Genomic DNA, 15,298 nt, shown 5'->3' on the forward strand with positions numbered 1-15,298 from the left:
ATTTGGCTAATAGCAATTTGCTTGCCAACAGCATCATGTCGTCAAAAAAATCGGTATTTGGACTAAGTGGTCAGCTTTTTGCAGAGGTCAGGGTGAATATCCCGCCACCCTTGCGGAATCTAGGGGCGCCAAGCGGCGTAACACTTCACGATGTCGGGATCCGGAGACAACAGTGATCGAATTTTATCTGAACGGGCGTCCAGAACTCCTTGAAGGAGTTGACCCAAATTTGAGCATTCTGGAATGGCTACGCACCGAAAAGCGGCTCACAGGCACCAAAGAGGGCTGCGCCTCGGGTGACTGCGGCGCTTGCACGGTACTGCTCGGCGTGCCGGGCGAAGATGGCGAAACGCACTACCAGAGCATTAATAGCTGCATTGCTCTGATTGGCAGCCTGCACGGCCGCCATCTGGTCACGGTAGATGCGCTGCGCGATGAGCCAGCGCACCCGGTGCAAACGGCTATGGTCGAATGTCACGGCTCGCAGTGCGGCTTCTGTACGCCGGGCTTCATCATGTCGATGGTCGGGCTGCACCGCGAGGTGACAGTACATGGGCGTGATTGTGATCAGGAGCGCCTGATTGAAGCGCTCGCCGGTAATCTGTGTCGCTGTACCGGTTACCGGCCCATTATCGAAGCGGGGCGTCAGTCCATTATTGATGAATCGGCGGCCTGGGAAGGCGACGCGCTCTTTGTCAATGCTGCACAGACGCCTGCCCCCGCGCAGTCGGTGTCCATGAGCCATGCATCGGGCCGCACTTATCACGCGCCGGTATCGCTGGCGGAACTGCGGCAGCTGCTGGCGGACAATCCCGCAGCGCGTCTGATGGCCGGCACCACTGATCTGGCGTTGGAAATCACCCAGCAGCTTCTCGATGTGCCGCATCTGGTGTCAGTGGAGCGGGTGCCGGAGCTACAACGTCTGAGCAGAACCGAATCGGTCCTTGAGATCGGGGCGGCGGTGACCTACACCCAGGCGGATGATCTCTTGGTAGGCGACTGGCCGACATTCGGCCCGCTGCTGGATCGCCTGGCCTCCCTGCAGATACGCAACCGCGGCACGCTCGGCGGCAACATCGCCAATGCCTCGCCGATTGGCGACATGCCGCCCCCGTTGCTGGCGCTGGGCGCTGAACTGGTGCTGGACAGCGCCGAGGGCGAACGCCGCGTGGCGCTGGATGATTTCTTTCTGAGGTATCGCAAAACCGCGCTGCGCCCGCAGGAATTCATTCGCAGCGTGCGTATCCCGACGGCGACGCAGGACGATCGGCTGTTCATCTACAAGGTCTCCAAGCGGCTGGATGACGATATCTCCGCCGTGCTCGGGGCTTTCTGGTTCCGCTTTGCGGGCAATGAGATCCTCGACTGCCGGCTGGCCTATGGCGGCATGGCTGCAACGCCCAAGCGAGCGCAGGCCGCCGAAGCCGCGCTGCGCGGTCAGGCCTTTGATGAAGCTGCCGTGAGCGCCGCGATCAACGCGCTGGCGCAGGACTTCACGCCGCTATCCGATGCGCGCGCCTCCGCCAGTTATCGGAGCCAGATCGCCGGCAATCTGCTGCGTCGCGCGCTACTCGAACACCGCGCCGGCGTTAATGCCCAACCTCTGCTTTCGGTGACCCATCATGCGTAGACTCCCAAGCGAAACCGCACATCAGCCAGCGGCGGCGACCGGTCTGGCAGGGCAGAGCACCCTGCACGACAGCGCCTGGAAACACGTGCGCGGCGAGGCCCGCTACATTGATGACCTGCCCGAGCCGGAGGGCCTTCTGCACGCAGCTGTAGGCCATAGCCAGCATGCGCATGCGCGCATTGTGTCGATGGATCTGAGTGCGGTGCGCAGTTATCCGGGCGTGGTTGCGGTGGTGACAGTTGACGACGTACCGGGCCATACCGACATAGGTCCGGTGTTCCCCGGTGATCCGGTGCTGGCTGGCGAACTGGTCGAACATATCGGCCAGCCGATCTTTGCGGTCGCCGCCACCAGCCACATCGCAGCGCGCAAAGCGGCGCGCCTGGCCAAGGTCGAATACGAACTGCTCGAACCGGTGCTGACAATCGACAAGGCGCTTGAACAGGAATTTTTCGTCCGTCCCACCAATACCCATTTGCGCGGCGATCCTGATCAGGCCCTCGCGGCAGCGCCGCACCGGTTGCAAGGCCAGCTGGAGGTTGGCGGGCAGGAGCATTTCTATCTGGAAGGGCAGGCCTGCCTGGTTGAGCCAACCGAAGATGGCGGCATGTTCGTGCATACCTCCAGCCAGCATCCCTCCGAAGTGCAGAAGCTGGTCGCCGAAGTGCTGGGGCTGCCGATTCACGCGGTGCAGGCTGAGGTGCGGCGAATGGGCGGCGGTTTCGGTGGCAAGGAGACCCAGGCTGCGGCGCTCGCCTGCGTCGCCTCGCTGCTGGCGCATGTCACCGGCAAGGCGATCAAATATCGCCTGTCGCGCGCCGATGACATGGTGCAGACCGGCAAGCGCCATGATTTCTTCAACACCTTCGATCTGGGTTTCGATGATCAGGGCGTGATACGCGGCGCCGATATCATGGTTGCCGGGCGCTGTGGTTATTCACCGGATCTGTCCGATGCCATTGTCGATCGCGCCATGTTCCACGCGGACAACGCCTATTTTCTCGATCAGGCCCGGGTGACCGGCCACCGCTGCAAGACCCATACAGTGTCGAATACCGCGTTTCGCGGTTTTGGCGGGCCGCAGGGGATGATGATCATCGAGAAGGCTATGGATGACATCGCCCGCTATCTGCAGCTCGATCCGCTGGAAGTGCGCAAACGCAACCTGTATGGCGAAGGCCGGGACATCACCCATTACGGTCAGCAGATCGAGCAGCACGTGCTCGCCGAGCTGATCGGTCAGCTGGAAACCAGCTCGGATTATCAGGCGCGACGTGAGCAGATCCGTGCGTTCAATTCGCAGAGCTCGGTGCTTAAACGCGGCCTGGCACTCACGCCGGTCAAGTTCGGCATTTCCTTCACCGCCACGCACCTGAACCAGGCCGGCGCGCTGGTGCACATCTACACTGACGGTAGTATCCACATCAACCACGGCGGCACCGAAATGGGCCAGGGGCTCTATATCAAGATTGCCCAGGTGGTTGCCTCGGCGTTTCAAGTGGATGTGAGCTGCGTTGCCGTTTCGGCCACGCGCACCGACAAGGTGCCCAACACCTCGCCGACCGCGGCATCCTCGGGCAGCGATCTGAATGGGATGGCGGCGCTGGATGCCTGCGAGAAGATCAAGGCGCGACTGATTGAATTCGCCGCGGAGCACTGGTCATGCAAGACCGGTGATGTGCGTTTCGAGAACAACGAAGTGGTCATGGCCGAGCAGCGCGTCAGCTGGGGCACCTTCGTGCGCACCGCCTACATGAACCGAATCTCGCTGTCCTCGTCCGGGTTCTACTCGACGCCAAAGATTCACTTCGATTACGCCAAGGGGCACGGCCATCCATTCCTGTACTACGCCAACGGCGCCGCGTGCTCCGAGGTGCTTGTCGACACTCTGACCGGGGAATACAAGGTCACCCGCGCGGATATCCTGCATGACGTGGGGCAATCGCTCAATCCGGCGATTGATATCGGGCAGATCGAGGGCGGCTTCATTCAGTGCATGGGCTGGCTGACCACAGAGGAGCTGGTGTACAGCCCGGAAGGGCGGCTGATGACGACCGGGCCCGCGACCTACAAGATCCCCGCGATTTCCGATACGCCCGCCGATTTTCGCGTGCAGTTGCTGGAGAACAGCCCGAACACCGAGGCGACCATCTTCCGCTCCAAAGCGGTGGGTGAACCGCCTTTCATGTTGGGTATATCGGTCTGGTGCGCGCTGCGCGATGCGGTGGCCAGCCTGACGGATTACCGTTTCAGTCCGCCACTGGATGCACCGGCCACGCCCGAGCGCATGCTCGGCGCGGTGAACGCGGCGCAGAGCTGGCTGGCCGCGCAAGAGGAGAACCGGTAATGGACAAGCGCATGCCCTGGTATCAGGCGGTCGCCGACTGCGAAGCGCGCGGCGAACCCTATGTGCTGGTGACCGTTCTGGGCGTGGCGGGCTCGGTGCCACGTGAGCCGGCCAGCAAGATGGTCATCACCGCAGAGCACAGTTACGACACCATTGGCGGTGGCCATCTGGAGTTTCAGATCATGACCCGCGCGCGCGAGCAACTTGCCGCGCGCCGCTATGAAACCCAGCTGCAACACTTCCCGCTGGGCGCGAGCCTTGGCCAGTGTTGTGGCGGCAGCGTCTCGGTATTGCTCGAGGGTCAGCCCGGGAGCGAGGCGCGGCTGGTGGTATTCGGTGCAGGCCATGTGGGCCGTGCACTGATGACCATCATGGGACATTTGCCTTGGCAGGTGGTCTGGGTCGATTCCCGGGCCGACGCTTTTCCCGAGGCGGCGGCATTGTCCGCGAATGTGCGACAGCACCTGACGGACGATCCGGTGGGTGATGGCCAGGACCTGTGCGCCGGTAGCCATGCGTTGATCCTGACGCACAATCATCAGCTCGATTACGAGCTGTGTCGGGCCTTGCTGGACGCAGGCAGCGCGACCAGCATCGGCCTGATCGGCTCGCAGACCAAGGCCGAACGCTTCCGGCTGCGGCTGGAACACCGTGGCTATACCGCCGAGCAGATCGCTTCGATCCGCTGCCCGGTCGGGCGCAGCGATGTGCCCGGCAAGCGGCCAATGGAGGTCGCGGTATCCATTTGCGCAGAACTGCTGTCACTGGCCGCGATCGATCAGCCCAAGGCCAGACGCCGTGGCGTCAAGTGGAATGAGCTGAAGGCGTTGCTGCCGGGCGCTGAACATACTTCCCCGAATCAGCCTGTGGAGGCGCAATGACCCTTGAAGAGCTCAACCAGCTGCCTGCCGACGCAGCGCTGACGTTGTTTCGTGATTGCTGTGCGGCGGATGCCTGGGCCAGACCCATGGTGGAGAGGCGGCCCTTTCACTCCATGGATGCACTGCACGACGCGTCGCGCGCGCTCTGGCCGACCTTGACCGAAGCCGACTGGCTGGCGGCGTTCGAGGCGCACCCCAAGATTGGCGACATCAAGAGCCTGCGCAGCAGATATGCCAGTACCGAAGCGCTGGCGAGTGGCGAACAGTCCGGCGCCCAGGCCGCTCCGGAAGAGGTTCTGCAGCGCCTGAAGGAGGGCAACGAGGCCTACGAAAACAAGTTCGGCTTCATCTTCATCGTCTGCGCCACGGGCAAGAGTGCCCAGGAAATGCTCACGCTGCTCGAAGCCCGTCTGCCCAATTGCCGGGAAACGGAAATCGACATCGCCGGTGCCGAGCAGGCCAAAATCACCCATATCCGTTTGGACAAACTGCTATGAGCAAAAGCCCTCTCACTACCCATATCCTGGATCTCGGTAGCGGGCGACCCGCCGCTGATGTGTGCATCGTGCTGGAGCGCCAGAGTGAATCCGGCTGGGAACAGATCGCCAGCGCCAAAACCAATCAGGACGGCCGCGTTACGGACGGCTTTGCCGGCACATTTTCGGCGGGTGTCTACCGGCTCACCTTTGACACCGAGGGGTATTTCCGTGCCCAGGGCAAGGAGTGTTTTTACCCTTCAGTGAGCATCAGCTTCCGGATTGACGATCCCGCGGCGCATTACCACGTGCCGCTATTGCTGAACCAATGGGGTTATTCAACGTACCGGGGTAGCTGATGAGCCTAGCGACGATTCCAATTCAATCCTTTCCGGAGGGTTGCACCGCAGTGCGCGGTCCGCTGCTGCATTTTCTTGCCGAACCCGGGTTGGGTGTGCCCGACCCGACAAGCTATGAACACCTTGAAGACGGTCTGCTGATCATTGCCGACGGCCGCGTGCTGGCAGTGGGGGAGGCCGAGCGCTTGCTCGCGCAGCTGCCGACCGGCACGGTGGTCGAACACTGGCCGGACAGCCTGATCGTACCGGGCTTTATCGATACCCACGTGCATATGCCGCAACTGTCTGTCATGGCAAGCTACGGCACGCAGCTGCTCGACTGGCTGGAAACCTACACCTTTCCGGCGGAGGCGCGCTTTGCCGATGCGGACTGGGCAACGGAGCGGGCTGAGCTCTTTGTTGAACTGCTGCTGGCGCACGGCACCACCTCGGGGCTGGTCTTCAGCACCTCCCACGAGGTCGCCACCGAGGCGCTGTTCAGCGCGGCCCATTCGCGCAATATGGCGGTCACCGCCGGCAGGGTGATGATGGATCGACACGCGCCCGATGGCGTGCGCGATACCGCCGAAACAAGCTACCTGGAAAGCCGCCGCCTGATCGAACGTTGGCATGGCACCGGCCGCCAGCGCTACGCCGTTACCCCGCGTTTCGCTGCCACTTCCAGTCCCGAACAGCTTGAGCTGGCTGGTCGGCTTCTGGCCGAAAACCCCGGAGTTCTGATGCAGACACACTGGGCCGAGAATCACGCCGAGATCGCCTGGATCAAGGAGCTGTTTCCCGAATGCGAAAGCTATCTGGACGTTTACGACCACTTTGCTCTGCTCGGGCCGACCAGTGTGCTCGCCCACGGTATCCATATCGATGACCGCGATCGCCAGCGTCTGCGGGAAACCGGTACGCGCATAGCCTTCTGCCCGACCTCCAATACCTTTCTCGGCAGCGGCCTGTTTGATCTGGCCAGAGCGCGGGCGGCGGGGGTGAGCGTGGGGCTGGCCTCGGATGTAGGCGGCGGCACCAGCCTGTCGATGCTGGCGACCATGGCCGAGGCCTACAAGGTATGTCAGCTACGCGAGCGGTCGCTGAATCCCTTCCAGGCGTTCTACATGGCCACGCTGGGGAATGCCGAGGTGCTGCACCAGGCCGATCAGACCGGCAATCTGCAGCCTGGCAAGTACGCTGATTTTGTGGTTCTGGACCGCGCCGCCAGCCCCATGCTGAAGATGAAAGCCACGGCGGCCGATGATCTGCAGGGCATCCTGTTCGATCTCATGATCCTCGGGGATGACCGCGCCATCCAACGCACCTATGTTGCCGGCCAGTGCCGGTACGATCGTGATACTGCACAAGGAGTTGTACTGAATGCATGCGTACCTGGCTGAGTGGCTGAGTCTGATCATCCGCTGGTTTCATGTCATTGCAGGCGTAGCCTGGATCGGCGCTTCGTTTTATTTTATCTGGCTCGACAACCATCTGCGCGAACCGCCGCAATGGAAGAAGGACAAGGGCATCAAGGGTGACCTGTGGGCCATCCATGGCGGCGGTATCTATGAGGTCGCCAAGTACCAGCTGGCGCCGGAGAAGATGCCCGGTGAGCTGCACTGGTTCAAGTGGGAGGCCTACAGCACCTTCATCAGTGGCATGGCGCTGCTGTTTGCGGTGTATTACTTCGGCAACCCCGGCTATCTGATCGATGCCAGCAAGGTGGCGTTGAGCACGGGCGGGGCTGTCGCCGTCGGGCTCGGCACGCTGGCGGTGGTGATGCTGGTGTACGAGGCGCTGATTCGCAGTCCGCTGGCCCGCCACGGTCTGGCCTTTGGCGCAGTGCTTTACGGGCTGCTAGTGCTGGTCGCCTGGGGCCTGTTTCAGGTGTTCGCCGGGCGCGGTGCATACATCCATGTGGGCGCGGTAGTGGGCACCATCATGGTCGCCAACGTCTTTCTCGGCATCATGCCGGCGCAGCGCGCGCTCGTGGATGCCATCGAGAAAGGGCAGGAGCCGGATGCACGCGTCGCGCAACTTGCCGCGCGTGCCAAGCTGCGGTCAGTACATAACAACTACATGACGCTGCCGGTCATCTTCATCATGATCAGCAATCACTATCCGATGTTGTATAGCCACGCGTACGGGTGGGCGATTCTCGCGGCGATCGGCTTCATCACGGCCTTTGCGCGGCACTTCTTCAACCTGCGCCACCACGGCGTGACGCGTCCATCGATCCTGATTATCAGTGCGCTGCTGACACTGGCGCTGATCTGGGCGGTGGCACCTGCGCCGCGCACCGCAGCAGAATCCAGCGCCGACGCGCCTGCTGTCACTGACGCGACGGCAACAGCCATAGTGCGCAACCACTGCGTCGCCTGTCACGCAACGTCCCCCGAGCATCCCGCATTTCAAGCGGCCCCCGCCGGCATTGCGCTTGATGAGCTGTGGGCGTTGATTCAGCACGGGGCGAAGGTGCGTCAGGCCGCGGTTGATACGCACTACATGCCGCTGGGCAACATGACCGGAATGACGGATGAAGAGCGCGCCCAACTGGGGCAATGGTTGAGCCAGAATGCACCCTGATAGTGCGATCGTACCTGCGTCTGGAGCAGATGTTTCACGCCGGGCAGGGCGCTTGGGTCGCTGACTCGACCATTTGGTCAGCTTTGTAGGAGTTTGTTGGTAAAAGCGTTGAAAGTGGTACGCCTATTGCTCTGGAAGTTGTGAACAGGTCAGGCACTGCGCCTGGCTTCACAACGATGTACGAAGATTCCAGAGACGAGGTAACGCATGAAGGAACATTCTACGACAAGCGGACTTTTCCAGCGTCTGTCCAAGGGGCTGGCGCTCACCGCCGGCGTCGGTGCCCTGGCCCTGAGCATGGCCAGCCACGCGGCGACCGATATCCGCTTCACCCTCGATTGGCGCTTCGAAGGACCCTCCGCGCCATTCCTGCTGGCGCGAGACAAGGGCTACTTCAAGGAAGAAGGCCTGAACGTGACCATCGATTCCGGTAGCGGCAGCGCCGGTGCGGTTACGCGTCTGGCCTCCAACAGCTACGACATGGGGATCGCCGATTACAGTGCGCTGACCGAAACCGTGGCAAACAATCCTGGCACCGAAGTCACCGGAATCTACATGCTCTACAATTCGACCCCCGCTACGGTGTTCGCCCTGAGCAATTCCGGCATCAAGGTACCAGGAGATCTTGCGGGCAAGACGCTGGGTGCGCCGGTATTCGACGGCGGGCGCAAGGCCTGGCCGGCCTTTGCTCAGGCCAACGGGCTGGCTGTCGACTCGGTCGATTGGCAATCGGTGGAACCAGCCCTGCGCGAGACGCTGCTGGCCCGTGGGCAGCTGGACGCTATCTCGGGTTTCTACTTCACCAGCCTGCTAAACCTAGAGGCTCGTGGCGTTGACGCCAAGGACATCGTGGCAATGAAGTATCCCGACCACGGGGTCGAGTTCTACGGCAACACCATTATCGCGCGAGATGACTTCCTGCAATCCAATCCTGAGGCTGTGCGGGGTTTTCTCCGCGCCTTTAATAGAGCAGTGCAAGAGACCCTGGCGGACCCGGAAGCGGCTGTCACCTACGTCAAGAAGCAGGACGCACTGGTCGATGAGGCGCTGGAGCTGCGCCGTCTGAAGCTGGCCTTTGAGACCTATGTTGTCACCGATGAAACCCGCGCCAACGGTCTGGGCAGCGTTGATGATGCACGTCTGGCTCGCGCCTTTGACGGCATGGTGTCGGCCTATGGTCTGAGCGCTTCGCCTGAGCTGGCCAACCTGTTCGACAGCAGTTACCTGCCACCGGTTGAAGACCGCAAGGTCGACTGATACACCCACTATCCCTGCAAGGGCTCGCGTAGCGGGCCCGTATTTTGCGGTCGCGGAGAGTTTATGGATCTGGTTCATTTTGAGAACGTCAGCATGCGCTATGGCGATGACGGCCCGTTAGCCATCGAAGACGTCAGTTTGCGTGTGAAGCAGAACGAGTTTGTTGCCGTGGTCGGCCCGTCCGGCTGCGGCAAATCGACATTGATGAAACTGGTCACCGGGCTGGCACCGCCCAGCGAGGGCCAGGTCTACCTGGGTGGCAATCCGGTAAAGGGGCCGCAGGAGGGCGTGGGCATGGCCTTTCAGGCTTCAAACCTGCTGCCCTGGCGCACTACGCTGGAAAACATCCTGCTGCCCATGGAAATCGTCAAGAAATACCGCCATCGGTTCAGCAAGGACAAGGCCGAATTTGAAGAAATGGGTCGGGCGCTGCTCAAGCGCGTCGGGCTGGCGGGCAACGAGGACAAATACCCCTGGGAGCTCTCCGGCGGCATGCAGCAGCGCGCTTCGATCTGTCGCGCGCTAATCCACAAACCCAGCCTGTTGATGCTCGATGAGCCCTTCGGCGCGCTGGATGCCTTCACCCGGGAAGAGCTCTGGTGCATGGTGCGCGATCTCTGGCAGGAGGATCCCTTTACTGTCGTACTGGTGACCCACGATTTGCGCGAAGCGGTGTTTCTCGCCGATACCGTCTATGTGATGAGTAAAGGGCCGGGGCGGATTCTGGTACGCAAAACGGTCGATCTGCCGCGCCCACGGGACATCGCCGTGACCTATACCGACACGTTCGCCGAGCTGGTGTTCGAGCTGCGTGATCACATTGGCCGTATCCGGGAGAACAGACCATGACCCGTGCCCAACGCAAACGCCTGCTGATCAAGGCGTCCCCCTGGCTGTTGCTGGTATCCCTGACCCTGTTGTGGGAACTGGTGTGCTTTGCTTTCACCATCCCCACTTACCTGTTTCCCGCGCCGAGCGATATCTGGGCTGCCTGGCTGCAGTACCGCGGGCCGATCATGCAACACGCGTTGCAGACACTCTTCACCACGGTGGCCGGGTTCGGTCTGGCGGTGGTGTTCGGCCTGTTGCTGGGCATTCTGGTGGGCTCGTCGCCGGTCATCTACAAGGCGCTGTATCCGCTGTTGGTAGGTTTCAACAGTATCCCCAAGGTGGCCTTTGTGCCGGTGCTGGTGGTGTGGTTCGGCATTGGAACGGTGCCGGCGATCCTGACGGCCTTTCTGATCTCCTTCTTCCCGGTGGTGGTGAATATGGCGACGGGGCTGGCGACGCTGGAGCCTGAGCTGCAGGACGTGCTGCGCTCATTGGGTGCCAGCAAGCTGGATATCCTGAAGAAGGTAGCGCTGCCGCGCTCGATGCCTTATTTCTTCGCTTCGCTGAAAGTGGCAATTACCCTGGCCTTCGTCGGCTCGGTGATCTCTGAAACGGTCGCCTCGAACCTGGGCATCGGCTATCTGATGATGTCGGCCAGCTCCACCATGAACATGGGTCTGGTGTTTGCCGGACTGGTGGTGATCGGCGTCATGGGTGTAGCGATGTACGAGGTGTTCGCCCTGGTTGAACGGCGCATGACGCGTTGGGCTACTCGGGGGTCGGATATCGCGTTCTGATACGTTGGCTGGGTTGATGGCCTGGTCTTGCCAGCCAGCACAGTGTGAAAGCGCTGTGCTGGCTGCGCGTTAACCTGTTAGGTCGGGTTCTTTTCCGCGAAGTTCGCCTGAATTCTCTGCAGCAGATAATCCGCTGCGGAGATCGGTTCGTACTTGCCCGCCGGGCCCTGAATCATCACATCCTTGTTCGCCTGACAGAAGAACGCGAGGCTGTAGCGTGGTCCGCGGTATTCGCCTGGCTTGGGCATGCGCACCCGGTGCAGCGTCGACTTGAGCTGGTCATCACTCCAGCGCATCAACATGTCGCCGACATTGCAGGTGATCACGCCATCGTGCGGGATAACCGAATACCACACCCGATTATCGCCGGCACCTTCGGCATCCTTACCGGGGCTGACCTGCAATCCGCCCTGGCCCTCCTGTTGAAACACCATGGACAGGCAGTCGTAATCGGTGTGCGCGCCTGCCCGCCAGAGACTGGCGTCGAGCTCGTCGTCGGGCAACGGCAGATAATGCAACAGGCGGAGTGTGCTCTGGTATTCAGGACGGGAACGGTCATGCGCCCGGGTGAAGAAATCGCGCTCGAAGCCGAGTCTTTCGGCGAAACACGACAGCACTTGCATGCCGATCTGCCAGGAGCGGTATTCGAAATCCAGCATCACCCGCTGGAATTCCGGTACCACCGTCTGGTTGGGCCATAGATCATCCATATACGGCAGGGTGATCTGGAAGGATTCCTTCTGATCCGCGGTGCGGGTAGATGGGCGCACCTGCGACATGAATTCCCATCCGGTATTCAGGCCCTTCTTGAGCGCAAAGGCGGCTTTCTGCTCGTCCGGCAAATCAAAAAAAGCCTCCGATAACCGGAATGCCTTGTGGATCTGTTCAGTGGGCAGGCCGTGATTCACCAGCTGGAAAAAGCCCACCTCCGTGGCAGCACGCCACAACTGATCAGAAATTTCTTCTCGCCGGTTATCGAAATCGGTGAGGTCGATCATCGGGATTTCTCCCGCCGCCTCGACGCCGAAGCCCCCAAAGGTGGTTTCCAGCTGAAGCTCTTTGAGTCCGTATTCCTGGGTAAGGGTATTAATCATGATGTTCTCCGAGTAGCACCCGTTAACGGGTGAGGGCAGCGGAGGCCTGCAAAGGGGAGGGAGTGCCTGCACCCTTGTGGCCACCGACCATAACTGAGCAATGACCTGGGCTTCGCCCTGCCAGCTTCTACTCAAGTCCGGGATCCGAGGATCCGCTCTGATCAGAAAGCACGAATCAGGCCAGATTATTTCAGTCTGGCCGGGCGCTTTTCAGTGCGTTGCTAACCGCCCGCGCGGTGCCGCTGCGCACTCTCGGCGAGCAAAAGCTGACCGTCTGCACCAAATTTGAACTGTCACCAGGTTCTACCGGCTCGCGCCCAGCGGTTTCCGGCGCGTTCCGGGCCACCCCAGTTGGAAAGGAATTTGCACCGCACATGAGTGCAACCAACAGAGTGCACATAGCAGAGTAGAAGCGGTCAGGAGTCGTGCTCCGGGACATTGCTCGCCGACAGAAAAAGGAGTGATTCATGTCTTACCTGATCAAGAATGCCGACGCGTGCTTTACCCGGGATAATGCCGCCACGGTGCGCGACATCCGCATACGCGACGGTCGAATAACCGAGATGGGAGCCGGGCTACTGCCCGACGCATCCGAACAGCTCATCGACGCCAGCGGCTGCGTCGTCTGGCCCGGGCTGGTCAATACGCACCACCATCTGGCGCAATCCATCATGAAGGGCGTGCCCGCCGGCCTCAACCAGAACCTGGGCGACTGGCTCGGCTCCGTACCCTATCGTTTCTGGCCCAAGGTCACGCCGCAGCTTATGTATCACGCGGCGCGGTTGGGGCTGTACGAGCTGCTGCGCTCGGGTGCGACCACCTGCGCGGATCACCATTACCTGTATCACTCGACCACCTCGCCGGAGCTTGAGGACGCGGTCTGGCAAGCGGGTGACGAACTCGGTATTCGTCTGGTGTTATGTCGCGGCAGCGCGACCGAGACGGGGACGCATCAGGGCATGCTCGAACACGGCATTGAGCCGGAATCCCTCGATCAGGTGCTGAATCGCCTGGAACATACCCGCAGCAAATACCATCAGTCCGGGCCGGACGCCATGCGCAAACTGGTGGTGGCGCCTACCAGCCTGATCCATTCGAGTTCAGTCGATGGCCTGAAAGCCCAGGCCGCCTATGCCCGGGAGTTCGGCCTTGGCATGCACTCTCATCTGCTGGAAGTGGGTTTTGATGAGCAACAGGCACGCCAGAAATACGGTAAGAGTGCGATCGATCACGCCGGTGACTGTGGCTGGCTGGGGGAGGATGTCTGGTATGCGCACCTGGTGCATTCTGACGCGCACGCCGTCTCACGGTTAGCTGAAACAAACACCGCGATATCCCATTGTCCGACCTCAAACTGCAGGCTCGGCAGCGGCGTCGCGCCGGTGCATGCAATGCAGGAAGCAGGGGTAAAGATCACGCTGGGCGTGGATGGATCGGCCTCCGCGGAGTCGGGTTCGATGCTCCAGGAGCTGAACCTTGCGTGGCTTATCCACCGCGCATTGCACGGTCCGGAGGCAACATCCCTTGAAAGCGTTCTGAAATGGGGCAGCCGTAACGGCGCTGAGCTGTTGGGGCTGGATAGCGTGGGTGAGATTGCCGTCGGTATGGATGCTGATCTGGTGCTCTACGACATCAACCAGCCGCGCTTTGCCGGCGTACATTATCCGTTGATGGCGCCCTTGATGTGCGGCGAGCCGGCCACAGTGAAGCATAGTTTTGTGCAGGGCCGGCAGGTGGTGGCAGGCGGAGAGGTGCAGGGGCTTGATGAGGCAGAGCTCACCGCCCGCGTGAAAGAGTGTGTGGCTCAGCTGCCCGCGTCCTGATAAGCAAAAAAGACCCCGGCGCGGTGCCGGGGTCTTCAACGGAGCAGCAGAACGGCATTACTGCGGGCTGGTGGCGTCAATGCCCTCGACGTACCAGTTCATTTCAGCAAGCTCCTTCTGGCTCAGATGCTCGCCTTCCTTCACTTTCAGCTCGCCGGCCTGGTTCTTCAGAGGACCGCTGAAAGGGTGGAATTCACCGCTACCGATCGACGCGATAAGACCATCCACCTGGCTGCGCTGCGCTTCGGTCAGACGGTCGTTGATCGCTGCGATCCTGATCACGTCATCAGAGATGCCGCCCCAGTAATCCTCGGATTTCCAGTTGTCATCCATAACGGCCTGGACCTGTTTGATGTAGTACGGACCCCAATCGTTGACCACTGACAGCAGGTGCGCTTCAGGCGCAAAGTGGCTCATGTCAGAGGCCTGACCCACGCCCCACTTGCCACGCTTGTTCGCCGCAAGCAGCGGAGCAGGGCTGTCGGTGTGCTGGACGATTACATCGGCGCCCTGATCCATCAGCGTATTGGCCGCATCCGCCTCCTTGGCCGGATCGAACCATGTATTCACCCACACGACCTTCATCTGAACGTCAGGGTTGACCGCCTTCGCACCAAGATAGGTCGCGTTGATGTCACGGATAACTTCCGGGATCGGGAATGATGCGATATAGCCGATGGTGTCCGACTCGGTCACCAGGCCGGCCGCAGTACCCGTGACATAACGTCCCTCGTAAGTGACCGAGAGGTAGGTGCCCAGGTTATCGGCCTGCTTGTAGCCGGTGGCATGCATGAATGTCTTGTCCGGATAGTCCGCCGCCACGCGCGCGGTCGGGTTCATGAATCCGAAGGAGGTGGTGAAAATCAGGTCATTGCCGGCCTGGGCCAGGCGGCGAATAGTGCGCTCCGCATCCGCCCCTTCGTTCACGTTTTCCACATAAGTGGTCTGCACCGCCTCGCCAAAATGTTTCTCCACCGCGAGCCGACCCTGATCATGCTGATAACTCCATCCGTGATCACCAATGGGGCCGACGTATACGAAGCCGATCTTTAATGGATCATCCGCCAGCACCTGGGTCGAAAAAGCCAACGCAGCCGCTAAGGCCAGTTTCTGCTTCAAGCTCATCGCACATCTCCTGATTTCAATTTTGGTCATGCCATTCGCTTTCGGCGATTCGCACTCAGGGATGGATGAAGCAAAAAGCTGGCCAATTGATCAGGAAAGTTGCTGGGCAGGGA

General features: G+C 61.0%; 13 protein-coding genes. 11 read left to right on the forward strand and 2 right to left on the reverse strand.

From position 1 onward, the window contains the following. The first annotated feature begins 172 nt into the window (after window positions 1–172). From xdhA to HG264_RS00415, 10 genes are all read left to right on the forward strand, one after another. Window positions 173–1,630, forward strand: a complete 1,458-nt coding sequence (gene xdhA, locus HG264_RS00370; protein ID WP_169405806.1) for a xanthine dehydrogenase small subunit — start codon at window positions 173–175, stop codon at window positions 1,628–1,630. Beyond that, window positions 1,623–3,977 (forward strand): xanthine dehydrogenase molybdopterin binding subunit, encoded by a 2,355-nt coding sequence (gene xdhB / locus HG264_RS00375; protein WP_169405807.1) that lies wholly within the window; start codon window positions 1,623–1,625, stop codon window positions 3,975–3,977. The genes xdhA and xdhB overlap by 8 nt, the downstream gene beginning before the upstream one ends. Further along, entirely contained in the window at window positions 3,977–4,858 is an 882-nt protein-coding gene (gene xdhC / locus HG264_RS00380; protein ID WP_169405808.1) for a xanthine dehydrogenase accessory protein XdhC, read from the forward strand. Before xdhB ends, xdhC begins: the two co-directional genes overlap by 1 nt. Then, window positions 4,855–5,355 carry a 2-oxo-4-hydroxy-4-carboxy-5-ureidoimidazoline decarboxylase gene (gene uraD, locus HG264_RS00385; protein WP_169405809.1) on the forward strand — a complete coding sequence of 167 codons (501 nt, stop codon included), beginning with the start codon at window positions 4,855–4,857 and terminating at the stop codon, window positions 5,353–5,355. Before xdhC ends, uraD begins: the two co-directional genes overlap by 4 nt. After that, a complete protein-coding gene (uraH, locus tag HG264_RS00390; protein WP_169405810.1) occupies window positions 5,352–5,693 on the forward strand; it encodes a hydroxyisourate hydrolase in 342 nt (113 codons plus the stop codon). The genes uraD and uraH overlap by 4 nt, the downstream gene beginning before the upstream one ends. Next, window positions 5,693–7,072: a guanine deaminase gene (gene guaD, locus HG264_RS00395; protein ID WP_169405811.1), complete on the forward strand. Its 1,380-nt coding sequence runs from the start codon at window positions 5,693–5,695 to the stop codon at window positions 7,070–7,072. Before uraH ends, guaD begins: the two co-directional genes overlap by 1 nt. Then, on the forward strand, window positions 7,053–8,258 hold the full coding sequence (locus HG264_RS00400) for a urate hydroxylase PuuD (RefSeq protein ID WP_169405812.1): 1,206 nt from the start codon (window positions 7,053–7,055) through the stop codon (window positions 8,256–8,258). The genes guaD and HG264_RS00400 overlap by 20 nt, the downstream gene beginning before the upstream one ends. A gap of 207 nt (window positions 8,259–8,465) precedes the next feature. Further along, on the forward strand, window positions 8,466–9,515 hold the full coding sequence (locus tag HG264_RS00405) for an ABC transporter substrate-binding protein (RefSeq protein ID WP_218573026.1): 1,050 nt from the start codon (window positions 8,466–8,468) through the stop codon (window positions 9,513–9,515). Window positions 9,516–9,578: 63 nt separating this feature from the next. Beyond that, window positions 9,579–10,364, forward strand: a complete 786-nt coding sequence (locus HG264_RS00410; protein ID WP_169405813.1) for an ABC transporter ATP-binding protein — start codon at window positions 9,579–9,581, stop codon at window positions 10,362–10,364. Further along, the gene (locus HG264_RS00415; protein WP_169405814.1) at window positions 10,361–11,143 is read left to right on the forward strand and encodes an ABC transporter permease; all 783 of its coding nucleotides are present in this window, start codon (window positions 10,361–10,363) and stop codon (window positions 11,141–11,143) included. Before HG264_RS00410 ends, HG264_RS00415 begins: the two co-directional genes overlap by 4 nt. Before the next feature lie 77 nt (window positions 11,144–11,220). Here the strand turns inward: HG264_RS00415 and HG264_RS00420 are convergent, their stop codons facing one another. Continuing rightward, the gene (locus HG264_RS00420; protein ID WP_169405815.1) at window positions 11,221–12,237 is read right to left on the reverse strand and encodes an isopenicillin N synthase family oxygenase; all 1,017 of its coding nucleotides are present in this window, start codon (window positions 12,235–12,237) and stop codon (window positions 11,221–11,223) included. A gap of 467 nt (window positions 12,238–12,704) precedes the next feature. Here HG264_RS00420 and HG264_RS00425 point away from each other — a divergent pair, with 467 nt between their 5' ends. Beyond that, the gene (locus HG264_RS00425; protein ID WP_169405816.1) at window positions 12,705–14,060 is read left to right on the forward strand and encodes an amidohydrolase family protein; all 1,356 of its coding nucleotides are present in this window, start codon (window positions 12,705–12,707) and stop codon (window positions 14,058–14,060) included. A 57-nt stretch (window positions 14,061–14,117) separates the two neighbouring features. Here the strand turns inward: HG264_RS00425 and HG264_RS00430 are convergent, their stop codons facing one another. Continuing rightward, entirely contained in the window at window positions 14,118–15,185 is a 1,068-nt protein-coding gene (locus tag HG264_RS00430) for a BMP family ABC transporter substrate-binding protein (protein WP_169405817.1), read from the reverse strand. Window positions 15,186–15,298: the final 113 nt, after the last annotated feature.

It is taken from the genome of Pseudomonas sp. gcc21 (assembly GCF_012844345.1).
Taxonomy (GTDB): Bacteria; Pseudomonadota; Gammaproteobacteria; order Pseudomonadales; family Pseudomonadaceae; genus Halopseudomonas.